This window comes from Noviherbaspirillum sp. L7-7A, assembly GCF_019052805.1.
Lineage (GTDB): Bacteria > Pseudomonadota > Gammaproteobacteria > Burkholderiales > Burkholderiaceae_D > Noviherbaspirillum_A.
On the sequence record NZ_JAHQRJ010000001.1, the window covers coordinates 2,922,736 to 2,946,180 of the forward strand.

At 60.6% G+C, this 23,445-nt stretch carries 19 protein-coding genes; 12 read left to right on the forward strand and 7 right to left on the reverse strand.

Going from position 1 to position 23,445, the window contains the following annotated elements:
• Window positions 1-29 precede the first annotated feature (29 nt).
• The 4 genes from yajC to queA all read right to left on the reverse strand — a co-directional run bounded on the left by yajC (window position 30) and on the right by queA (window position 3,940).
• A complete protein-coding gene (yajC, locus tag KTQ42_RS13360; RefSeq protein WP_217345937.1) occupies window positions 30-356 on the reverse strand; it encodes a preprotein translocase subunit YajC in 327 nt (108 codons plus the stop codon).
• Window positions 357-448: 92 nt separating this feature from the next.
• Entirely contained in the window at window positions 449-1,594 is a 1,146-nt protein-coding gene (locus KTQ42_RS13365) for an ankyrin repeat domain-containing protein (protein ID WP_217345938.1), read from the reverse strand.
• Window positions 1,595-1,794: 200 nt separating this feature from the next.
• On the reverse strand, window positions 1,795-2,922 hold the full coding sequence (tgt, locus tag KTQ42_RS13370) for a tRNA guanosine(34) transglycosylase Tgt (RefSeq protein ID WP_217345939.1): 1,128 nt from the start codon (window positions 2,920-2,922) through the stop codon (window positions 1,795-1,797).
• The gene (gene queA / locus KTQ42_RS13375; protein WP_217345940.1) at window positions 2,915-3,940 is read right to left on the reverse strand and encodes a tRNA preQ1(34) S-adenosylmethionine ribosyltransferase-isomerase QueA; all 1,026 of its coding nucleotides are present in this window, start codon (window positions 3,938-3,940) and stop codon (window positions 2,915-2,917) included. Before queA ends, tgt begins: the two co-directional genes overlap by 8 nt.
• 124 nt (window positions 3,941-4,064) lie before the next feature.
• On the opposite strand from queA, the gene recG reads away from it, so the two are divergent.
• From recG to KTQ42_RS13395, 4 genes are all read left to right on the forward strand, one after another.
• Window positions 4,065-6,164, forward strand: coding sequence for an ATP-dependent DNA helicase RecG (recG, locus tag KTQ42_RS13380; RefSeq protein WP_217345941.1), 2,100 nt, complete (start codon window positions 4,065-4,067; stop codon window positions 6,162-6,164).
• A 46-nt stretch (window positions 6,165-6,210) separates the two neighbouring features.
• A complete protein-coding gene (locus KTQ42_RS13385; RefSeq protein ID WP_217345942.1) occupies window positions 6,211-7,158 on the forward strand; it encodes a hydrogen peroxide-inducible genes activator in 948 nt (315 codons plus the stop codon).
• 647 nt (window positions 7,159-7,805) lie between these two features.
• A complete protein-coding gene (locus KTQ42_RS13390) occupies window positions 7,806-9,050 on the forward strand; it encodes a hypothetical protein (RefSeq protein ID WP_217345943.1) in 1,245 nt (414 codons plus the stop codon).
• A gap of 36 nt (window positions 9,051-9,086) precedes the next feature.
• Window positions 9,087-9,551: a type III secretion system chaperone gene (locus tag KTQ42_RS13395; RefSeq protein ID WP_217345944.1), complete on the forward strand. Its 465-nt coding sequence runs from the start codon at window positions 9,087-9,089 to the stop codon at window positions 9,549-9,551.
• A 252-nt stretch (window positions 9,552-9,803) separates the two neighbouring features.
• On the opposite strand, the gene ugpB is transcribed toward KTQ42_RS13395, so the two are convergent.
• Window positions 9,804-11,114: a sn-glycerol-3-phosphate ABC transporter substrate-binding protein UgpB gene (ugpB, locus tag KTQ42_RS13400; RefSeq protein WP_217345945.1), complete on the reverse strand. Its 1,311-nt coding sequence runs from the start codon at window positions 11,112-11,114 to the stop codon at window positions 9,804-9,806.
• A gap of 158 nt (window positions 11,115-11,272) precedes the next feature.
• Between ugpB and ubiA the strand changes: the two genes are divergently transcribed.
• On the forward strand, window positions 11,273-12,127 hold the full coding sequence (ubiA, locus tag KTQ42_RS13405; RefSeq protein ID WP_217345946.1) for a 4-hydroxybenzoate octaprenyltransferase: 855 nt from the start codon (window positions 11,273-11,275) through the stop codon (window positions 12,125-12,127).
• Between the two features lie 302 nt (window positions 12,128-12,429).
• On the opposite strand, the gene proC is transcribed toward ubiA, so the two are convergent.
• Both proC and KTQ42_RS13415 read right to left on the reverse strand, forming a co-directional pair.
• Window positions 12,430-13,254, reverse strand: coding sequence for a pyrroline-5-carboxylate reductase (gene proC / locus KTQ42_RS13410; protein WP_217345947.1), 825 nt, complete (start codon window positions 13,252-13,254; stop codon window positions 12,430-12,432).
• Window positions 13,244-13,942, reverse strand: coding sequence for a YggS family pyridoxal phosphate-dependent enzyme (locus KTQ42_RS13415; protein ID WP_217345948.1), 699 nt, complete (start codon window positions 13,940-13,942; stop codon window positions 13,244-13,246). Before KTQ42_RS13415 ends, proC begins: the two co-directional genes overlap by 11 nt.
• Window positions 13,943-14,059: 117 nt before the next feature.
• Between KTQ42_RS13415 and KTQ42_RS13420 the strand changes: the two genes are divergently transcribed.
• From KTQ42_RS13420 to KTQ42_RS13450, 7 genes are all read left to right on the forward strand, one after another.
• Complete coding sequence (locus KTQ42_RS13420; RefSeq protein ID WP_217345949.1) at window positions 14,060-15,103, forward strand: type IV pilus twitching motility protein PilT; 1,044 nt, start codon at window positions 14,060-14,062, stop codon at window positions 15,101-15,103.
• Window positions 15,104-15,134: 31 nt separating this feature from the next.
• Window positions 15,135-16,271, forward strand: a complete 1,137-nt coding sequence (locus KTQ42_RS13425) for a PilT/PilU family type 4a pilus ATPase (RefSeq protein ID WP_194715381.1) — start codon at window positions 15,135-15,137, stop codon at window positions 16,269-16,271.
• Between the two features lie 262 nt (window positions 16,272-16,533).
• Complete coding sequence (locus KTQ42_RS13430) at window positions 16,534-18,651, forward strand: hypothetical protein (protein WP_217345950.1); 2,118 nt, start codon at window positions 16,534-16,536, stop codon at window positions 18,649-18,651.
• A gap of 174 nt (window positions 18,652-18,825) precedes the next feature.
• Window positions 18,826-19,308, forward strand: coding sequence for a CesT family type III secretion system chaperone (locus KTQ42_RS13435; protein ID WP_217345951.1), 483 nt, complete (start codon window positions 18,826-18,828; stop codon window positions 19,306-19,308).
• 4 nt (window positions 19,309-19,312) lie between these two features.
• On the forward strand, window positions 19,313-20,941 hold the full coding sequence (locus tag KTQ42_RS13440; protein WP_217345952.1) for a hypothetical protein: 1,629 nt from the start codon (window positions 19,313-19,315) through the stop codon (window positions 20,939-20,941).
• A gap of 349 nt (window positions 20,942-21,290) precedes the next feature.
• Window positions 21,291-22,970, forward strand: coding sequence for a hypothetical protein (locus tag KTQ42_RS13445; RefSeq protein ID WP_217345953.1), 1,680 nt, complete (start codon window positions 21,291-21,293; stop codon window positions 22,968-22,970).
• 66 nt (window positions 22,971-23,036) lie between these two features.
• Window positions 23,037-23,336, forward strand: coding sequence for a hypothetical protein (locus tag KTQ42_RS13450; RefSeq protein ID WP_217345954.1), 300 nt, complete (start codon window positions 23,037-23,039; stop codon window positions 23,334-23,336).
• Window positions 23,337-23,445 lie beyond the last annotated feature (109 nt).

Here is a 23,445-nt window from a genome sequence, read left to right on the forward strand (position 1 = left end):
CCCGCTGCGCCGCTCGTACCGGGTAGGTATTAAAGCGCCTTGATGGTGCCCTTGGGCAGCAGGGTGGCGACGGCGGCTTTCTGCACCACTACTTCGGTGCCGTTGGCGATGTCGAGCGTGACATAGGCGTCGGCCACCTTGGTGACGCGACCCAGCATGCCGCCCACGGTGACCACTTCATCGCCCTTGGCCAGCGCGTCCATCATGGCCCGTTGTTCCTTCTGCCGCTTCATTTGCGGACGGATCATCAGGAAATACAGGACCACGAACATCAGGATGATGGGCAGGAAACTGGTCAGGCTGCTTTCCAGACCGCCCGCACCGGCCGCCTGGGCGTATGCATTCGATATCAACATGTGTACTGCTCCACCTTGTAGTTTTGAAAGACCCGGCATTTTAGCACCGCTTACCCGGTTTTCCGCGCCGCCCGGCAGTGGCGGCGCCGTGTTCAATCTGTCGCGCCGCCCAGCGTCAGGGTACTGACGATGGCGGGAATATTTACCCGCCGTGCGATGTCCAGCGCCGTTTCGCCATGGACAGTGCGCATCTGCGGATCGGCGCCAAGAGCCAGCAGCATGCGCACGATATCCGTCTGGCCACGGAGGCAGGCGATATGCAGCGGGCGCTGGCCGAGACGGTTTTCCAGCGTGATGTCGGCGCCTGCGCGCAGTAGCAGCATGACGGAATTGACGGACGGAAGTGCACAGGCACAGGAAAGCGCGGTGTTGCCGTCCCCGTTGCGTACATTTAACGCTGCCCGCCAAACCAGCAGGGCCTTGAGCGCTGGCTGGTTGCAAGCAAGGGCGGCCAGGTGCAAGGGCGTGTTTCCCCATGCATCCGCATGCGCCGCTGTCCGCAGGTTTGCCAGGCAAGGCAGGAAGGCATGGCGCATGTTCAGCACCGCATGGTGCAGGGGCGTGCGACCGTTGCGATCGGTCACGGCGATATCAGCGCTGGCGCTCAGCGCGTAGCGCAACAGGTTGGGCAGATTCGCATTGACCAAGGGAATCAGAAGTGCCGTGACATCCTTGCGGGACAGGGTCCAGACCGCGCCCGCGGCGCGCAGGGTCTCGGCAATGATGAATTGCTCGTGATCGATCGCATGGTCCAGCGCGGTCAGGCCATGATGATCACGCGCAGTGACATCCGCGCCTTCCCAGAGCAGTGCCTGCACGGCTTGCTGGTCGCCACGGATACAGGTTTCAACCAGCGCCGCGGTTGCTCCCGGTGCCCGGGTATTGCGTTCCTCATTCAGGCAAGGTTCTGCCGGACTGGTACGGTTGGGGCTGGTGATCAGATCGGCATCTGCTTTCCAGTTGAAGCAGTGCCGCCGTACTTTTTCGTCAAGCATTTTCCGCGGCGCCTTGTATCCGGGTTGCGAAAATGCTGCTGGATCAAGCTGATGCCAGTGGTCGTCCAGCTGCGGCATGAGCCGGTTGCCTGCATTGTTCTCTTGCGTAGCGGGCACGGCAACAATGCGCGGCGCCAGCGCAACCTCCAGGTGGGGAAAGGATGGTTCCGACCATCCGGGATGATTCTCCTGCAGCCGTAGCCAGACAGCCGGCACGTCGTCATCGTATAGCGCATTCATCATGGAGCTCCTCAAGCGAGTCGTGGCAGGTCATCTCCCGCTGCCGGCAACGCCGCGGCGGGGGAGTCAAACGAGACAACGCTGGCTTGCCTGAGCCAGGCTTGCCCGGTTGACTTGCACCGTGAGGAAAAGCCAGCGCGTACCTGTTCCATCGACAAGCGCTGCCGCATGCCTTGCAGCGACAGGCTCTGCGCCAGCGCAAATCAGGCGCCGCGCGACCGATCCTGGTGGAAACGAATGCGAAACGCCTGGAAGGCGCCGGCGTCGATCGCCTCGCGCGCCTGACGCATCAGGTCAAGGTAGTAATGCAGGTTGTGGATGGTGTTGAGGCGCGCGCCCAGGATCTCGCCGGCGCGATGCAGGTGATGCAGATAGGCACGCGAGAAGTTGCGGCAGGCATGGCAGCCGCAGGTTTCATCGAGCGGACGGTCTTCATCCTTGTAGCGGGCATTCTTGATCTTGATGTCGCCAAAGCGGGTGAACAGCCAGCCGTTGCGGGCGTTACGGGTAGGCATCACGCAGTCGAACATGTCGACGCCATTGCTGACGCCTTCGACCAGGTCTTCCGGCGTGCCCACGCCCATCAGGTAGTGCGGCTTGTCGGCCGGCAGGCGCGGGCCGATGTGCTCCAGCACCCGCATCATGTCTTCCTTGGGTTCGCCGACCGACAGGCCGCCGATGGCGATGCCGTCGAAGCCGATGTCGTTCAGGCCGGCCAGGGATTCATCGCGCAGCGCCTCGTACATGCCGCCCTGGACGATGCCAAACAGCGCATTCGGGTTTTCGCCGGCACTGAATTCATTGCGCGAGCGCTGCGCCCAGCGCAGCGACATGCGCATCGACTTCGCTGCCTCATCCACCGTGGCGGCGCGGCCATTGATCTCGTACGGCGTGCATTCGTCGAACTGCATCACGATGTCGGAGTTGAGCGAGCGCTGGATCTGCATCGAGATCTCGGGCGAAAGGAACAGCTTGTCGCCATTGATGGGCGAGGCGAATTTCACGCCCTCTTCCGTGATCTTGCGCATCGCGCCCAGCGAAAATACCTGGAAGCCGCCGGAGTCGGTCAGGATGGGCTTGTCCCAGCCCATGAAGCGGTGCAGGCCGCCAAACTTGTCGAGGATGCCTGTGCCGGGGCGCAGCCACAGGTGGAAGGTGTTGCCCAGGATGATCTGGGCGCCGATTTCCTTGAGCTCCAGCGGCGACATCGCCTTCACGGTGCCGTAGGTGCCGACCGGCATGAAGATCGGGGTCTCGACCTCGCCGTGGTTCAGGGTGATGCTGCCGCGGCGGGCGTTGCCGTCGGTCTTTTTCAGTTTGAAATTAAGCATTGTTGGAACAGGTCAGTAGCATGGCGTCGCCATAGCTGAAGAAACGGTAGCGTTGTTCGATCGCATGGCGGTAGGCCGCGCGCATGGTGTCGTAGCCGGCGAAGGCCGAAACCAGCATCAGCAGCGTCGATTTGGGCAGATGGAAATTGGTGATCAGCCGGTTCACGGTATGGAAGCGGTAGCCGGGCGTGATGAAGAGCCGGGTGTCGGCGCTGCCGGCGACCAGCTGGCCGCTCTGGGACGCCGATTCCAGCGCGCGCAGGCTGGTGGTGCCCACCGCGACCACGCTGCGGCCGGCGGCGCGGGTTTCGGCCACCGCGTCCACCGTGTCCTGGGAAATGGTGTACCACTCGCTGTGCATCTGGTGCTCGGCCAGGTTTTCCACCCGCACCGGCTGGAAGGTGCCGGCGCCCACATGCAGCGTGATATAGGCCATGCGCACGCCCCGTTCCTGCAGGCGCTGCAGCAGCGGCGCATCGAAATGCAGGCCGGCGGTGGGGGCGGCGACCGCACCCGGCTCCCTGGCATACACAGTCTGGTAACGCTCCTCGTCATGGGCGTCGGCGGCATGCTCGATGTAGGGCGGCAGCGGCAGCCGGCCGTGGGCTTCGATCAGTTCGAAGACATCGTCCGGAAACACCAGGGTGAAGAATTCGCCGGCGCGCTCGCCGACAACCACGTCGAAGGCGTCGGCCAGGCGGATGCGGGTGCCCGGCGGCGGCGACTTCGAAGCCCGCAGCTGGGCATGGACGGTGCGCGCATCCAGCACCCGCTCCACCAGGGCCTCGACCTTGCCGCCAGTCTCCTTGACGCCGAGGAAACGGGCCTTGAGCACCCGGGTATTGTTGAACACCAGCAGGTCGCCCGGCGACAGCAGGTCGACAATGTCGGTGAAGGCGCGGTCGGCAAGGGCGTGCTGCTCCACATGGAGCAGGCGCGATGCGCTGCGCTCGGCAAGAGGCGTTTGCGCCACCAGTTCGGGCGGCAGGTCGAAATCGTAATCGGAGAGTGCGTACATGCGATGCGGTGGGTATCGGAGCAGGCCTGGAACTGCTATGGTTACAGGTTTGTAAATCAGGCGGCAATGGCGTAACCATCGCGAAAACCCGCTATTTTACGCTGTACCGCGCAGTTCCTATCAAATGCCCGCGACAAGCCCAGCCCCAGCCAAGACCGCCAAGCCAGCAAAGACGACCAAGGCCGCTCCCAAGCGCCTGGAGGACAAGCTCGCCCGTCTCGGCCTGCGCACCGACATGGACCTGGTGCTGCACCTGCCGATGCGCTACGAGGACGAAACGGAGATCGTCGACATCCGCCAGGCCGGCTTCATGAGCGGCAGCCCGGCCCAGGTCGAAGGCGTGGTCACGTCCTGCGAAGTCCAGTACCGGCCGCGCCGGCAGCTGGTGGTCACGATGGAGGACGCCTCCGGTCCGCTGGTGATGCGCTTCCTGAATTTCTACGGCAGCCAGACCAAGCAGTTCGCCGAGGGCAACCGGATCCGTGCCCGCGGCGAGGTGCGGCATGGTTTCTTCGGCCCGGAGATGGTCCATCCGGCCTACAAGGTCGTGACCGAGGGCGCGCCACTGCCCAGCGCGCTGACGCCGGTCTATCCGTCCGGCGAGGGCGTGTCGCAGACCGCGCTGCGCAAGGCCATCGCCGAGGCAATGGCCCGGCTGGACTGGCATGACACGCTGCCGCCATCGCTGCTGGAAGCGCACCGGCTGATGCCGTTCGAAGAGGCGGTGCGCCTGCTGCACAACCCGCCGGCCGAGATCGATGAAAGCGCGCTGGAAGACCGTTCCCACCCGGCCTGGGTGCGCATGAAATTCGACGAGCTGCTGGCCCAGCAGCTGTCGCTGAAGCGGGCGCAGGATGCGCGCCGCGCGAAGGGCGCGGCACCGCTCACCGTGGCCGGCGATCTGTCGGCAGCCTTTCTGGCCGCGCTGCCGTTCAAGCTGACCGGCGCCCAGCAACGGGTGCTGGGCGACATCCGCACCGACCTCGGCGCGTCCTATCCCATGCAGCGGCTGCTGCAGGGCGATGTCGGCAGCGGCAAGACCGTGGTGGCGGCGCTGGCGGCGGCGCAGGCGATCGACAGCGGCTTCCAGGCAGCGCTGATGGCGCCCACCGAAATCCTGGCCGAACAGCATTTTCGCAAGATCGCAGCCTGGATGGAGCCGCTGGGCGTGACGGTGGCCTGGCTGACCGGCAGCCTCAAGAAGAAGGAAAAGCAGCAGGCGCAAGCGCTCATCGAGTCCGGCGAGGCGCATCTGGTAATCGGCACCCATGCGCTGATCCAGGAGGCGGTGCAGTTCCAGAAACTCGGCCTGGTAATCGTCGACGAGCAGCATCGCTTCGGCGTTGGACAGCGGCTGGCGCTGCGCAACAAGGGCCGAGACGACCATCCCGAGGAAGCGACCGTGCCGCACCAGCTGATGATGTCGGCCACGCCGATACCGCGCACGCTTGCCATGACCTATTACGCCGACCTGGAAGTGTCGGTGATCGATGAATTGCCGCCTGGCCGCACGCCCATCGTGACCCGGGTGATCGACCAGAACCGGCGCGAGGAAGTAATCGCCCGGGTCCATGCCGCCGCGCTGGAGGGCCGCCAGGTGTACTGGGTTTGCCCGCTGATCGAGGAATCCGAGGCGCTGCAGTTGCAGACCGCCACCGACACCCATGCAACGCTGGCCGAGGCGCTGCCCGATCTGCGGGTCGGCCTGGTGCATGGCCGCATGAAATCGGCGGAAAAGCAGGCGGTGATGGATTCCTTCATCCAGGCTGAAACCCATGTGCTGGTGGCCACCACGGTGATCGAGGTTGGCGTTGACGTGCCGAATGCCTCGCTGATGGTGATCGAGCATGCCGAGCGGTTCGGCCTGTCGCAGCTGCACCAGCTGCGCGGCCGGGTCGGACGCGGCTCGGCCGCCAGCGTCTGCGTGCTGCTGTACCAGAGTCCGCTTGGGCCGGTAGCCCGCCAGCGCCTGGGCACGATGCGCGAGACCACCGACGGCTTCGAGATTGCCCGGCGCGACCTGGAAATCCGCGGCCCCGGCGAATTCCTGGGCGCCCGCCAATCCGGCCAGGCGCTGCTGCGCTTCGCCGACCTGGAAACCGACCAGTGGCTGGTGGAAGAGGCGCGCGACCTGGCCCAGCGCCTGCTGCGCGACGACCCGGCCACCGTGGCGGCCCACCTTGCGCGCTGGCTGGGGTCGAAAGAGGATTACCTGAAGGTGTGACGATGCAAGAATACGATCAACGATCGTATGTGCGAATATATTGGCTATGACGCTTACTGAACTGAAATACATTGTCGCGGTCGCCCGCGAAAAACATTTTGGCCATGCGGCGGAAGCCTGTTTCGTCGCCCAACCTACCCTCTCCGTCGCCATCAAGAAGCTGGAAGACGAGCTGGGCGTGCCGATTTTCGAGCGCGGCGGCTCGGAAATCTCGATGACACCCTTGGGCTCGCAAATTGTCGCCCAGGCCGAACGGGTGCTGGAGCAGACGGCCGCGATCCGTGAAATCGCCAAGCAGAACAAGGACCCGCTGACCGGCCAACTGCGGCTGGGCGTGATCTACACCGTGGCACCGTACCTGCTGCCGCAGCTGGTGCGCAACATGATCGAGCGCGTGCCGCAGATGCCGCTGGTGCTGCAGGAAAACTTCACCGTCAAGCTGGTGGAAATGCTGCGCCAGGGCGAACTCGACGCGGCCATCATGGCGCAACCCTTTCCGCAGCAGGGCCTGCTGGTGCAGCCGCTGTATGACGAGCCCTTCGTGGTGGCCATGCCGAGCAGCCATCCCTGGTCTAACCGGGAAAAGATCAGCTCCGCCGACCTGAAGAACGAGACCATGCTGCTGCTTGGCAATGGCCACTGCTTCCGCGACCAGGTGCTGGAAGTCTGTCCGGAGATGGCGCGCTTTTCCACCACGGGCGACGGCATTGCCCGCACCTTCGAAGGCTCGTCGCTGGAAACCATACGCCACATGGTGGCGTCCGGCATCGGCATCACGGTGCTGCCCAAGGCCTCGGTGCCGGACATGCAGGCGCAGGACGGCCTGCTGCGCTATGTGCCGTTCGAGGACCCGGTGCCGACCCGGCGCGTGGCGATCGCCTGGCGCAAGAGCTTTACCCGGCGTCCGGCGATCGAGGCGGTGCGGCAGGCCGTGCTGGCCTGCGACCTGCATGGCGTGGATTTGCTGACCGATGCGGGGGTGGAGGAAAGCTGAGGCCGGTTCCGCCAGCGACCGACTTGCCCCCGTGCAGTGTCACCGGTTGACCGGTTATTGCCATGGTTATGGCTGGCCTTGCGCTTCCGTTCCGGGCTGTCTGATCCGTAGTTCAATCGATATAACGCGCTTTCAGCATCTCCATCAGCCCCTGCTGGCCTGGTTGAGATGCTGCCCTCGCCTTTCTTCATGAGTTCGGCAATTCCGCGGCATGGCACAGCTAGGCCGTTGCGCCCTGCAATGCGCGCACCCCTTCAGGGTCGTCCGGAAAGTGTGGCAAGTCATCCAACCAGGCCCGCAATGCACTTCGCATAGCAGGCTTCGGTCTCTTTCACGCTCTGCAGGGTGCAAGCCTTCCGATGCAGACGTCTCACAGGGCACAAGCCGGGCAAGAACAACGCCGCCAGAGCGAAGCATTAACGAAGGACGATAAGCGAACGAAACGACAAGTTGCGTTACTTAAAATTTGCTTTTAGCAATCCTTTGCTTCGATCATCTGCCCGCAATGCCCACGAGACATGCCTTATGGCATGAGCTCTTCTCGTCCCTCCCTGCTTGAAGCGATTTTTTTGCAGGTGTGCTTGCAATGTCGGGACGATATCGCCTTTGCTTCGGACCATCGCTTGTAACTACGGAAAGAAAATGCCATGTATCCATCGTCACCGAAAAATTCCTCGCAAACTCAGACGAACCAACAGAACCTGACCACGGATTCCACTTCTGCTGCTTCCAATGGTGGAACAACCATACCGACGGGCGCCAAATCGCCGTCCACCTTGGACAAAACTTCCGCGCTCAATCAGATCAATGCGTCCACATCAGGCGCAAGCATGCTCGCCAACCCCAAGGGGGCCACTCTTCCGTCCCAGGTTTCAGCGCAGCCGAACCCGCCGATACCTGCAAGCACACCGGCGACCCATGCCCCACCTCCGCGACCCAAGGCGCCAGTTCCCCAACCGGCAAGGCCCAGCCCAGCAATGGTGAACAAATTGGATGCTTTGGATAAATCCATACCAGTAGAATTGATGGACGCCCAGGAAGCGAAGCTAAGAAAAAATACCTCAACCAAAAATATCGGGCTGCCGCATATGAAGCAATTGCAGGGCATGCTCAGTAGTAATGGCGCGGATGCGGATAGATTCACATGCGCTTTTGACTCTCAAACACCTTGGGGCTTCTCAATCAAGAAAATCGTACCGTCCGATAGCTCGTTTCATCAAAAAGTGATGACGCGAGATGAGAAGGCGGAAACTTATTTCGGCTTCATGAGCATTTTTGATAACCAGAACATAGCCGGAAATCCGAAACTTGACGACATCACAATGGAAGAATTGACTTCAACTTTATTGACCCTGAAAAACAAGATCATGGTGGGTGAATATATTACCGGAGCGGATCTTCGTCCCATCGTATCCCTGATCGTCGAAGATTTGTCATCACCGCCATTGCCCCAGCCCTCCACGTCCGCCGATTTCGCCCATATCGATCTCAAGGAAATGAAAGCCTTGAAAAACCTGCTGGAAGCCGCAAAAAGTTCCGACGAAGTGGTGACCATTCGATCAGAGCCGCAGGCAGCACCCAAAGTTGCCATCGAGTTACATAAACCCGATACAAACACGACGGGGATCTCCTTCCTTCTCCTGAACGATCTGAAGCGTTCCATAGAACGCCGGAGCATCAACCAAACCGTCACCACTCTCAAGAGCATGTTGAGCAAATGGGAGACTGACCGCCGGATCAGCGACGACACGAAAAATAAAATCGACTTGATCAAGAAATTATTCGACAGCAAAGAAGCGCGTGGTGTGAGCATTACGGTAGCCGATCTCCATGGCACGATCACTTCAATTACAAGAGACCTGAAGCAATACAAAACTAAGAGCCGGCACTGAACATCCACAAAATGGGACATCAAGGAAACCATCGCCATGGAACTCACTGTCGATATTGCACGCTTGATGATTGAAGAACTCCAGGCCAGTGGGTTGTCCGATATGTCGCTTACTCGGGTTGACTCCGGAAGCTGGCTTGCGACCTTTGAAGGGAAATCGCCAATACTGGTCGAATGGACCGACGACCCGGGCCGCCTGGTTCTGAGTTCTGTGCTGGGCCGGCCAACGATCGAGCAACGCATGGCGGTGTTTGAAACCCTGCTGTCCTATAACCTGTTGTGGGAGGAGACAGGCGGCGCGCGCATGGCTATTAATGGCGCGGAGGGCAAGGCGGTGCTGATTTACGACGTTCACGGAAACAATTTGACCTACGTCCTGCTCGGCACCGTGTTGACAAACTTCAGTCAGTTAGTGGAGATGTGGCGTGATTATGTACAGCACGAGGCGCCTGCTGCCATACCGGCCGCCGTGTCTTCTGAAATGCTGCACAGGCGCGCCTGAAGCGACGAAGAAGGGAATGCATGCCGCCGTCCGGACGTGTGCCAATGCTGATGCAACCTCTGGAGTGACAAGGCCGTCCTCCCAGCGGGTGAACCCATGGGGGAGCGCCGTACCGAAGCCCGCGCCTGACCAGCATGCCGGCGTCGCCAAGGCGCGGCGTTCGCGTATGCATGCCTGTTCCTATTCACCGCAGGCTGCGCGGCGCAGGGCGATCCGGCACGTCCCGAAGTTGCCCCGCGCCCGGCGTCTGCCTTACTTGTTGGCGCGCTCGAAGCGCACCAGCAGCTCGTCGCCGCGCTTCACAGCCGCGTCCAGCGCTTCCTGCGGCGTCTTCTTGCCGGCCCAGACGTTTTCCAGTTCCTCGTCCACCACGGTGCGGATCTGGGTCGCATTGCCGAGGCGGATGCCGCGCGACTTGTCGGTGGTCTTGACGATCATCTGCTTGACGGCGACATCGGTGCCCGGATTCTTGTCATAGAAGCCGGACTGGCGGGTCAGGTCGTAGGCCGCCTTGGTGATGGGCAGATAGCCGGTTTCCTGATGCCACTTGGCCTGGATCTCCGGTTGCGCCAGGAACTTCAGGAACTGCGCGGTCGCCTTGACCTCGTCAGGCTTCTTGCCTGCCATGACCCACAGCGAAGCGCCGCCGATCACCGTGTTCTGCGGCGCGCCCGGCACATCGTTGTAGTAAGGCAGCGGCGCCACCGCGTACTTGAACTTGGCGTTCTTGGAAATGTTGGCATAGGCGCCGCTGGACGAGGTCAGCATCGCGCATTCGCCGGAATAGAACTTCGCTTCCGGCTCGTTCTTGCGGCCGCCGTAGGTGAAGTAGCCTTGCTTGGCCCAGTTCGAGAGGTTGGTGATGTGCTTTACATGCAGCGGGCTGTTGAACTTCAGGCGCGCATCCAGGCCGCCGAAGCCATTGTTCTTGCTTGCATACTCGACGTTATGCCAGGCCGAGAAGCTCTCCAGGTGCACCCATGCCTGCCAGCCGGTGGTATAGGCGCAGCGCTCGCCGCTGGCCTTGAGCTTGGCCGCGGCCGACACCACTTCCTGCCAGGTGACCGGCGCCTTTTCCGGGTCCAGGCCCGCCTTGGCGAACATGTCCTTGTTGTAGTAGAAGACGGTGGTCGAGCTGTTGAACGGGAAGGACAGCATCTCGCCATTCGGCGCGGTGTAATAGCCCGCCACTGCCGGCACATAGCCGGACGTGTCGAACTTCTCGCCGGCCTGCTTCATCACCTGCGACACCGGCACGATCGCGCCCTTGGAATACATCATGGTGGCGGTGCCCACCTCGAATACCTGCAGGATGTTGGGCGCATTGCCGGCACGGTAGGCGGCAATCGCGGCCGACATCGATTCATCGTAGGCGCCCTTGTAGACTGCATTGACCTTGTAGTTGGACTGGCTCTTGTTGAACTGGTCCGCCAGGCCGGCGACGCGCTCGCCGAGGGCGCCGGTCATGGAATGCCACCAGGTGATTTCGGTGGCGGCCTGGGCCGATGCGGCGGCGCACAGCAGGACGCTGGCGACAGTAATGGCGCGGAAGTGGTGCGGCATGAACGGGTCTCCTGAAATTGCGGAATGGTAGCCGCCGTGGATGACAGGCAGGTTACAGGCATCATGGCACCTGGTGTCTCTGCCCGATCGGTCAACTGGCGGCGCTTATAATCAGCGCTTTTGCGCGGCTTTTTTAAATACCGGCTTATTCTAAAGCAATGACACGACTACAACTCTACCTGCGGTTAGTCAGGCTGGATAAACCGATAGGCATCCTGCTGCTGCTGTGGCCAACGCTGGCTGCGCTATGGCTGGCATCAGGCGGCCATCCGCCCTGGCATGTCGTGCTGATCTTCACCCTGGGCACCGTGCTGATGCGCTCGGCCGGCTGCGCCGTCAACGACTACGCCGACCGCGACTTCGACCGTCATGTCAAGCGCACTGCAGAGCGGCCGCTGACCTCGGGCCGCATCGCCGGCTGGGAAGCGCTGCTGGTGGCTGCCGTGCTGTCTGTCGTGGCCTTCCTGCTGATCCTGCCGCTCAATACGCTGACCAAGCTGCTGTCGGTGGCGGCAGTGGCGATTGCCGCCAGCTATCCCTATTTCAAGCGCTTCTTCGCCCTGCCCCAGGCTTATCTCGGCATTGCCTTCGGCTTCGGCATACCGATGGCCTATGCGGCAATCCAGGATACGGTGCCGGCGCAGGCCTGGCTGCTGCTGCTGGCCAATATCTTCTGGGCGCTGGCCTACGACACGGAATATGCGATGGTGGACCGGGATGACGACCTGAAGATAGGCATACGCACTTCGGCGATCACCTTTGGCCGGTACGACGTGCTGGCGGTGATGCTGTGCTACGCGGCCAGCCTCGGGCTGGTGACGGCCGTCGGCCTGTCGGCCGGCCTGGGCATCTGGTTCATCCTTGGCATGATGGTGGCTGCCGGCATGGCGGTGTATCACTACTTCCTGATCCGCGGCCGCGAGCGCATGCCCTGCTTTGCCGCATTCAGGCATAACAACTGGCTGGGCGCGGCGGTGTTTGCGGGGATTGCGCTGGATCTGGCGCTGCGTTGAAGCGTGCCCTTGCGCAGCTTGCGTTGCGGTATGCGGTACGGGGCACCCCGTGGAATGTCCCTTCGGGGTATTCCACCCTACGTCCAAAAATTGTCGGGCGTAACACGCCGCATGGGCATTACCCGGCCGTAGGTCGTAGGGCGCAATACCCCGAAGGGGCATTACGCGGTCCAGGGCTCCACGACAAGCCGCCTGCCCTCCATCGAAACGACACCGATCGTCAAGAAACCAGCTGTCCCCTCTGGAAACGCGAACACCCCAGCCTGCTGATTACGGCTGACAGCAACGCACCATGCGCCAACTCAATCCTTCCCAAACTCCTCGCCCAGTTCCCTGCCCCGTGCCGACGCCGCATGCAGCGCCTTCACGATGGCATCCTTCACGCCTGATGCTTCCATCGAGGTCAGCGCCGCATAGGTGGTGCCGCCCTTGGACGTGACCCGCTCGCGCAGCACCGACACCGGCTCGCCGGACCGGGCCGCCAGCTGGGCCGCGCCGGTGAAGGTGGCAATCGCCAGCTCGGTGCCCTGCTCCGGCGTCAGGCCCAGTTCCTGCGCCGCCTGCTGCATCGCCTCGATGAAATAGAACACATAGGCCGGCCCGCTGCCCGAGACTGCGGTAACCGGGTCGATCAGGCTTTCATCATCCAGCCATACCGTGCCCCCGACCGCGCGCATGATGGCATCGGCCGCGTCGCGCTGCGCCGCGCTCACGCCGGGCAGCGCCGCCATGCCGGTGATGCCCATGCCGATCAGTGCCGGCGTATTGGGCATGGTGCGCACGATGGCGCTGTGCCCGCCCAGCCAGCGCGACAGATCCACGCCGCGGATGCCGGCGGCGATCGACAGCACCAGCTGCGCCTTCAGATGCGGCTGCAACTGCGCGGCCACGTCGCGCATCTGCTGCGGCTTGACCGCCAGCACAATCACGTCGCTGCCCGCAACGGCGGCATCGATCTGCTGCGAGGCGGTGACGCCGAACTGCTGCGCCAGGCGAGCCAGCGCATCGGCATTGATGTCGACCACATGAATGTTGGCGCCGCCGGTCAGCTTGCCGGCCAGGCCGCCGATGAGTGCGGCGGCCATGTTGCCGCCGCCGATGAAACTGATCTTCAGGTTATTTTGCATAGTCGCGTTTTCCAAAAATGGCGGTTCCGATTCGAACCATGGTGCTGCCCTCGGCAATGGCCGCGGCAAGGTCGGCCGACATGCCCATGGAGAGGGTATCCAGGCTCAGCCCGTCGGCGCGCAGCTGCCCGGCCAGCAGGCGCAATGCGCGCAGCGGCGCGCGCTGCGCGGCTTCGTCGTCTGCCGGCTCGGGTATGGCCATCAGCCCGCGCAGGGCCAGCCGCGGCAAGGCAGACACCGTGCGGGCCAGCGCCGGCAGTTCCGCGGGCGTGATGCCGCTCTTGCTGGCCTCGCCGCTGATGTTGACCTGCAGGCAAATGTTCAATGGCGGCAGATGCGCCGGCCGCTGCTCCGACAGGCGCTGCGCAATCTTCAGGCGGTCGACCGAATGCACCCAGTCGAAATGCTCGGCGATGGGCCGGGTCTTGTTGCTCTGTATCGGGCCGATGAAATGCCATTTCAGGCCGGGCGTTTTGCCCTGCAGCGCGGCGATCTTGTCGAGCGCCTCCTGCAGGTAGTTTTCACCGAAGGCGCGCTGGCCGGCGTCGAACGCTTCCTGCACAGCGTCCGGGCCGAAGGTCTTGGAAACGGCCAAAAGGGCGATATCCGATGGATTACGGCCGGCATTTCTCGCTGCCGCAACAATCGCCGCATGTACTGCTTGCAGGTTTTCCGTGATGTGGGACATAATTTAATGACTTACGGAAACATTTTCCGGTTTTCGTGCACTTCCACCTTGGTGGCTCCGGGCCAGACGGCCTGCCCACTTCCTGATTTTTCCTCTTTCGCGGGCCTGGGATTATAAATGGACATCTCCGAATTACTCGCCTTCTCGGTCAAGAACAAGGCTTCCGACCTCCATCTCTCGGCCGGATTGCCGCCGATGATCAGGGTGCACGGCGATGTACGGCGCATCAACCTGCCGCCGCTGGAGCACAAGGATGTACACGGCATGATCTACGACATCATGAACGACGGCCAGCGCAAGGCCTACGAGGAAAACCTGGAGATCGACTTTTCCTTCGCCATTCCCGGCCTGGCGCGTTTTCGCGTCAATGCCTACAACCAGGACCGCGGCGCCGCCGCCGTATTGCGCACGATTCCCTCGACCATCCTCAGCCTGGAACAGTTGAACGCGCCCAGGATCTTTGCCGAACTGGCCCTGAAGCCGCGCGGCCTGGTGCTGGTAACCGGGCCCACCGGTTCCGGCAAGTCGACCACGCTGGCGGCCATGGTCAACCATGTCAATGAAAATGAGTACGCCCACATCCTGACCATCGAGGACCCGATCGAGTTCGTGCACGAGTCGCGCAAATGCCTGATCAACCAGCGCGAGGTCGGCGTGCACACACACTCCTTCAATGCCGCGCTGCGCTCGGCGCTGCGGGAAGACCCGGATGTGGTGCTGGTGGGCGAGCTGCGCGACCTGGAAACCATACGGCTGGCGCTGTCGGCGGCGGAAACCGGCCACCTGGTGTTCGGCACGCTGCATACTTCCTCGGCGGCCAAGACCATCGACCGTATCATCGACGTCTTCCCCGGCGACGAAAAGGAAATGGTGCGGGCCATGCTGTCGGAGTCGCTGCAGGCGGTGATCTCGCAGACCCTGCTGAAGACCAAGGACGGCAATGGCCGCGTGGCGGCGCATGAAATCATGCTGGGCACGCCGGCGATCCGCAACCTGATCCGCGAAGCCAAGATCGCCCAGATGTATTCGGCGATACAGACCGGCGCCAATCTCGGCATGCAGACCCTGGACAGCTGCCTGACCGACCTGGTGCGGCGCAATGTGATTTCATCGGCCGCTGCGCGCGCCGCCGCCAAGACCCCGGATAATTTCCCCGGCTGAGCGCCGGCATTACTCAAGCAAAGGACGCACGATGGAACGCGAACAGGCAACCCGATTCATGCACGACCTGCTGCGACTGATGCTGAGCAAGAACGGCTCGGACCTCTTCATTACCGCCGACTTCCCGCCGGCCTTCAAGATCGACGGCAAGATGACGCCGGTATCGAACCAGCCCCTGAGCGCCGGCCATACCCTGGAACTGGCGCGCGCCATCATGAGCGACAAGCAGGCCGCCGAATTCGAGGCCAGCAAGGAATGCAATTTCGCGATCAGCCCGGCCAGCCTCGGCCGCTTCCGGGTGTCGGCCTTCGTCCAGCAGGGCAAGGTCGGCATGGTGCTGCGGGTGATCACCACCGCCATCCCGAAGATGGAAGACCTGAAGCTGCCGGAGGTGCTGAAGGACGTGGTCATGACCAAGCGCGGCCTGGTCATCATGGTGGGCGCCACCGGCTCGGGCAAGTCGACCACGCTGGCGGCCATGGTGGGCTATCGCAACGAGAACAGCTACGGCCACATCATCACGGTGGAAGACCCGGTCGAATACATCCACCCGCACAGGAACTGCATCGTGACCCAGCGCGAGATCGGCGTCGACACCGCCGACTGGGGCACGGCGCTGAAGAACACGCTGCGCCAGGCGCCGGACGTGATCCTGATCGGCGAGATCCGCGACCGTGAATCGATGGACTATGCGGTTGCCTTTGCCGAGACCGGCCATCTGTGCCTTGCCACCATGCATGCCAACAGCGCCAACCAGGCGCTGGACCGCATCATCAACTTCTTCCCCGAAGAGCGCCGCCAGCAATTGCTGATGGACCTGTCGCTGAACCTCAAGGCCATGATCTCGCAACGCCTGGTGCCGCTGAAGGACACCAAGGGCCGCTGCGCCGCGGTGGAGATCATGCTCAACTCGCCGCTGGTGTCGGACCTGATCTTCAAGGGCGATGTGCACGAGATCAAGGAGATCATGAAGAAGTCGCGCGAGCTTGGCATGCAGACCTTCGACCAGGCCCTGTTCGACCTGTATGAAGCCGGCCGCATATCGTATGAAGACGCGCTGCGCAATGCCGATTCCGTCAATGACCTGCGGCTGTCGATCAAGCTCAACGGCAAGGAAGCCAAGGACCGCGACCTGTCCGCCGGCACTGCCCATCTGGGCATCGTATAAGTCACTCAAGGCCCGTTCGCATCCCGCGCTAGCAGGCTCATGTCTGCGCTAGCGCAAGGTTGCGCTTGCGCTAGCTCAATGAAGTGGCGACGAGGCAGCCGCAAGCTGCGCATCTTGCGAGCAGCCGCCATCATCCCGCGTTCGGCCTGATCCGGGCCGCTAGCCAGCACGCGCTCAGAACCTTCCGCATCAGGCCTGACTGCGCATGGCGTTCCCGCTCGCTCCCTCGACAACCAGCAGCCGAACGCAACGGGAGACAAGCATGCAATCCATGCAAGGCAGGCAAGCCAGCAGCAAGGACCTATCACGGCACACCATCATTTCGATGGATGGCAACGATGATGACAATACCGATCAGGCTGGCAGCCGTCGGGCAAGCCGCACGCCGGGCGCCACCATTGCCTCCGCCAGCAGCTCAAGCGCCTTGTCGGAAACCGTCGGCGGCACCCCTGTGCTGTCGTTCAGCCAGATCCACCGTAGCCACACCCAGCGCCAGTCGCGGCCCGAGAACGCAGGCGCGCTCAGCAGCCATCCCCGCCTTGACCGGGAGATTCTGCAGCTTTGCCAGCAATATGAAACCAACACCGACGCGCTGGCTGCGCTACGCATGCGTGATCCCGGGGACAGGGCATCGGCCAGAGCAATGGACAGGCTCAGGAAGCAACGCAGGGACCTTGCCGACCGGCTGCAGCAATGTGCCAGCCTGTTGCAGCCCGACCTGTCCGGCACCGCGATGGAGCGCATCAAGAGCGTCGCCACCAGGGAACGCGAGAACAGCTTCAAGCATGTCTGGGATGACTATCAGCAGACACAGCGCGACAGCTGCACGAAACACTTGTGGAACCTGGCATCCGGCGCGGTGGCCTATGCCATTCCGTTTGGCACCGCGACCATGCTGTCTCGCGGCCTGGGCATCCCCTACTTCGTGCTGCTCGCAGGCACGCTCCACACGCTGGCCGAGCCGATGTGGACCATGGTTCGCGCAACCAGCTGGACCAATCCGGCATCGGAGACCTACGTCGGACGGCAGCGCGCGCGTGCCCGCGCCAACGGCGATGCGTGGCGCTACCTGGCGCATATAGCGCCCAAGGCGAAGATGCTGTGGAAGGATCCGAAGACTGAGCAGTACTCCCGGCTGACAGCCGCCCAGGCACTCGCCACCAATCAGGAACTATGGCTATGGCTGCACAAGGTTGTCACGGACGACCTGCCCTTCCTTGTGTTCTTCTTTCTCTATGCGGGCAAGAATTCGCTCAATGAAGTATTGGGTCCCAGGTTTTTCGATCGCAGCACCTCCGACGGCATGCGCAATGACCTGGTGACGCAATATGCCGCAGGACTGCTCTCCGGCGCACTCACCATGGTGCTGGGCCAGGGATTGCGCCGCGCGATTTCGGGCCCCACGCGGGGACAGGAAGTGGTGAACAAGAGTTTGCACGTCTGGGAACTGGAGGCACGCTATCTGAAGTCCTATATCCAGGACATCGAGGAAGAACTATCCAAAACAAACCTGTCGGCAGGCGATACAAGGCAACTGCGGCGACAGCTTGTTGAAGTCAAGGCACAACATGCGAAGGCACATGCCAAGTCCGGCTTGATGACTTCGATCGGCCATGAGCTTGGCGTTATGTTCCAGAAGAAGCGCGAATTAACAGGAACCGATCCTGACATGCCGGGCAAGCGGCTTGACACGGTGTGCAGCATTCTGGGCAAGACTACCAGCCTGTTGCCCGGCCTTCTGGCAACACAGCTATGCCAGCCACTTGCCAGCTCCGATAGCCTGATGGAGCGCATGATCGCCCATACCGTACCGCCCTTTTTCCTGATCGCCTGGCCCGGCTTTGCGATGCGTACCGAGTTCCAGGACATGTGGCGCTCCTTGTATGGCGCAAGCAAGGGCATGCTCAGCGCCATGCGGGCAGGATGCTGCTGCGCGGTGGATTCTGACGATGATGGTGATGACGGGGATGTCGACGCAATCACCGACGCCAGCGACAGCGACAGCGAGGGCGACGAGCACGGGGACGCCGGACAGAACCGATCAGGTCATGAAAGCCATCCAGCCAATGCCGATGTGAACTGTGAAGCCGGAAGCGCCTTGCGCCAGCGCATGCGAGCCGACCATGAAGCATCGTTAAGCTCCGAAAAAATCGAAACCAGGTCCAGTACAAGTTCAAGTTCAAGTTCAAGTTCAAGTTCAAGTCCATGGTCCAGTTCAAGTTCAAGCTCGAATTCAAATCCAAGCTCTGATACCAGCTCGAGCCCCGTAACCTCAGGCGATTCCGATGACAGCGGGACTTCCTCCTCATCCAGACAGAATGTACGCGACACCCGCACCAAGCCGGGTATTGGCTCGAGCCCGGATGACGACAGTGCATGAAGTAATGCACGCCTGAGGCTGCCCTTCCCGAGTGAACCCTGGCAAAAAGCAGGTTACATAGCGGCGCACCAGACGTTAAGCAGAGCATCTGACTCTACCCACCCCGATGTCTTTGTGCGCCGCATCACATCCGCTTTGCCTGGCGCCCGCTTGTTCAACTTCAGGAGCAGTGACATGAAAGAAAAAGAATTCAAGGCCTTGTGCCGCAAGGTGTGCGTGGCACTCAGTTATCCAACCCCCGACGACCTGGGTGATCACGGCCGCATTACGATCGATGGCGTGGAAATTGCACTCTTCTTTGACGAGCAGGTCAATCCGGACATGCTGTTCTGCTACGTGGACATGGGGCCTGTTCCGGAAGCGATGCGCGCCGATATGTATGCCCAGCTGCTAACCATGAATTTGCTATCGGGCGCCAAGACCAATGGCGTCTACTCGCTCGACCCGACCAGCGGCAATGCGATTTTCGTGGTGCATTTCATGCAGCCCGAAAAGCTCGATACGCAACTGCTGGCGCAAGCTTTCACGGTCTACGCCACCCAGACCAACACCCTGCGCGCGATGTTGCACGACGATGCCTCAAAGCCTGCCACGAGCACCATGGCATCGGGGCCTGCCGTTTCCGGCCGTTCCGCTTCCATGGTGGATCTTGCGTAGAGCCATGGACGCCACGAAAGGCCGGCAGCGATCGAATAGCTCAACGCCGATGCTGAACCGGAATCAGCCATCGTCGTCCTCTGTGAAAGGGAATGACCGGGATAATGGCGGTGAGGACGACGACATCGTGTTGCAACCGTTCACATCAACGCAAGCAACAGACAAGACCAACCATAGCAATAGCAGTCACACTAGCAGCATCGTTTCGGGTGCGCCTGCATTCATGACGATATCGCTGGACAGCGCGCTGCAACAGAGGCTGATCCGTTACCAGCGCAGGGTGGACCTTGCGTCCAGCCGACTGGCCAATATCATCAGCCGCGGAGGTGATGCCAAACAGGCCCTGGCCGAATCCATTGCAGCGACCACTGCATTGTCAAGGCTCCAGCTGAGCATTGATCCAGCCTATCTCTTTCACACCATCAATGACGACGTCACCAGGAATAGCTATGCGCGCTACCAGCGCGAATGGGAAGCTTATCAAAAGGCGACAAAAGAAAGCGGGCACAAGCACTTTCACAATCTGGCTGCGGGCGGCGTCGGCAACTTCATCTGTTTTGGTCTGGGTGGCATCGCAGGCGCATACAGTGGCAGCTGGCTGGTGGGATTTACGATCAATACAGTTGCCTGGACCTTCGCCGAGCCGCTGATCAGCATGATGCGTGCCACCACGGTCAATAATCCCTACATGGATTTCTACATGGTGCGCCAGCGTCTGCAGGCGCGTGCATTGCGGGAGCGGCTGGACGGCACTGCTGACCTAGAATGGAACAGGAAGTTTCCCTGGTCCGACCGCGGCAGCAATCAGACTGAGTGGCTCAATGCAAGCGAATGGCTTGAACGGACCAGCTGGCAGGGGCTGTGGGCGGGCAAGCACTTTACGGATGATGTGATCTACCACGTCTACAGCGTGATGTACGGCCTGACAAACTGCTTGCCTGAATTCCTCGGCAAAGCGCTGTACGACATGTCTACCTGGCACGGAAAGCTTGCCTACGGCGGAATACGCGCCGCCGGTGGTTTCATCGCTGGCGCCGTGATCCAGGAGGGCATGCAGTTGCTGCGCGCTTCGGCGATGGAACATACCGGCGGCAAGGAAACAGTCACCAAGCCGCTCGCCTTCTGGGAAAAGGAAGCGAACTATGTCGACATGCTGCTTGAGCGCATCAAAGACAGGCTTGCAGCGCATGGACTGGATGTTGCTGAGAAAAGCAAACTGGAACAGCTCAAGGCATCATTACTGCTGTGGCATCAAAAGGCCGTCGCAAAATCCAGCTTCCTGCCCTCCCTTGCCTACGAATGGCGCGTGATGCTGCAGTCGAAGCGGGAGGCGACGGGCATCGATCCCGAAGTACCGGGCAAGCGGCTCGACACCCTTGCCAGCTTCATCGGCAAGGGCGTTTCCCAACTGCCCGGCATCGCGGTTGGCCAGCTTGCAGGCTCAGCCGCAACAAGATCGGCCTTGCCCTGGGTCAGATGGAGTGGCTATATCGTGCCGCCGCTGGTCTCCATCGCCTGGGGCTTTTGCTTCCGGCGCGAATTCGAGGTCGTGGCCAGGGCCATGCTGGGTGCAGGGCAAGGAATTGCAAGACGATGTTGCTTTCTGGCGGAACAGGATGATACGGACATCTGATGATGGCTGCGAAAGTTGATATGGCGCCGCAAGTGCCAGGGACGCTTCAAGTTGCGGCGCGGGTTCAAAGATAGCGGCCGTCTGCTCAGTGCGCCTATTAATAAAGCTAATCCCGTACACACATCACAGGCTGACGTTACTCAAAGCGCCTGACAAGATGATTGCGCCTGCTTGCTGCCCAGGTGGTAGCGACTACACCGGCACGACTGGTTAAAGATTGCCACGTCCATCTTTGTTAAACACTGTCACAGCGCCTTTTACGCGAAGTGCGGGATGAGGAGTTGCCTGCACGCCTTGCGTTCTTCATCACGGATGATGACTCATCCAATGCTCAAACAGGAAAAAGCCTATGGATGCATTGAACAGATCATGCTTTTGCTATAACTCCAGCGCGTCTGCAGATATGTCAGATGACCAAAATCATTTCGATAATGACGCGGACAACAATGAAACAGGCGGTAAAAATAACGCCAACTATATATTGGGCAATGCGCATGCTGTTGCAACGACAAACTACGGTGTCAATGAACGTGACCCAAGCGTAACTATCGACGTTGATGACAATGATGATGTTAATGGCGTTGATGACGCCGCCACAGACCACAGAAATCTAAGTAACGATCTGGCTAGTCTGCTTGCTGTAACGGCAGATGCGCCGCAAACACGCGAGTTGCAAGATACACGTGAGTTACAAGCCAAATTAAGAACGGCTCTCGACGAGTATGGGCAGATGATTCGGCAAGCCAGGGAATCCAACCGTGACTATTTCCCCTGTGAATTCGCTTCCAATTTCCTGTCGGGCGCAACCGCTTTTCTGATGTGTTTTGGCGCCGGTACGCTGACATCGAGCGCACTGGGCGAACCGGCAGTTGGCTGGGCCATCAGCACGGCAATGTGGGCATTGAGCGAGCGTTTTATCCCGATGGTACGCAACACCACATGGGAGAACAAGCATGCTGATAAAACCTATCCGCTGCTTGGCAATTTGATTCAACGCGCGGCCCGTGATGCGGTACGAAATTTGGCGGGGATAAAGCCTCGCCATGCTGATGGCAACAATCAAGGACCATCTCTTGACGAGATCAATTTCCCGAAAGCCTGGTGGGGCAAGATGCTCACAGATGACCTCCCCTATTATTTCTATACCCTTTGTTATGGCCTGCGCTACACCATCATCGCTGACAAGGATTTGCCAGCCACCTCACCAGCCAGCCTGATTTCCCTGCTTGTGGCAGGCACTTTGGCAGGAGCATTTACGGCGGTGACGATGCAGTACACCCGCCGGCAGCGATATCAGCGGGACCCGAATGCCGACCAGGTAAAGGGACAGGCAATTACAAAAACCTTGGGCATGTGGAAGAAGGAACTGGAAATTTTAGAGGCCACATCACAACTGATGCATGCACGGTCAGCCAGTCGCAACTCTGAAAATACAGCCGATACCAAGCTCAATAAGTATGAAACAGAGGAAAAACTGAATAAAGCCATTGAAAAGGCGCGTAGAAAGGCAACTGCGCTTACCTCGCTTCAATTTGAATTCACAGCAATGTTTAATCTGAAACTTGACACGGGGGATCGCCGGGGCGAGGTGGCCGGAAAGCTGTCTGAATTCATTGCAGGCTTGCTGGCAAAGGGCACCGTGCTGGGCTTGAGCACAGCGTGGAACTATGCTTTCACGATGAAGATGATGGCGACCGCGACGAGCGTCGCTGGAAGAACAGGCATCATGTTGGGGCAATACAGCATGCTGATCGTTGCCTTTAATTTGCGCAAGGAAGCCGAACTGGGATACCGCGGTCTGATCGGGGTGGGACTTGGAATAGCTGACATTGTGTCGAAAAAAATTCGCGGTTTTGTGCCTGGCGAGACTGATAACAGGAATGCCGGCCTTCATCTTGAGCGAGAGAATGCGTCGATTAGATCGGTCGGTTCGACGCAGGACCTCGTGGCCGAGTACCGACGACAAAACCGTAAGGAAAAAAAAGTAGCCAATCGGCTGCGTTCAATCGATGGCACAGAAGATGACTAATCCGATATGGACCATCATGGTACCCACAGCGACGAGGAAACAGTCACCACTGATGTTTAAGACGGCTTGTCCCAAGATATTTACCATGGAAAATCTGTGGCCCAAGGCCAGGCGAAAAAGCTGGAAACTGCATCCAGTTTGGCGCATCGCGGCCAGGCAACTACAGGCGATGACAGTAAGCGCAACACTATGAAAACCGGCAGCAATCAAACCAGGAGGGCATCAGTAAACAAGGAAACAAAATCTGACTCCGGCGGCAACCAACTCGACATTTCCAGTTCGGATTCAGAATCTAGTGACTGGCATGGCCTGCGCATGCTGGCGGAAGTGAGTAGCAAGGTAATTTCGAGCCTCCGCACCAGATAAAACGCTGCATGCATCTTCTCGTTTTGTTGCATGCAGCGTTTTCTGACCTACCCTACGCCAGGCTGAACTTTCTCACCGTTCCTTATCTAAAACACCTAATGAACAAGCG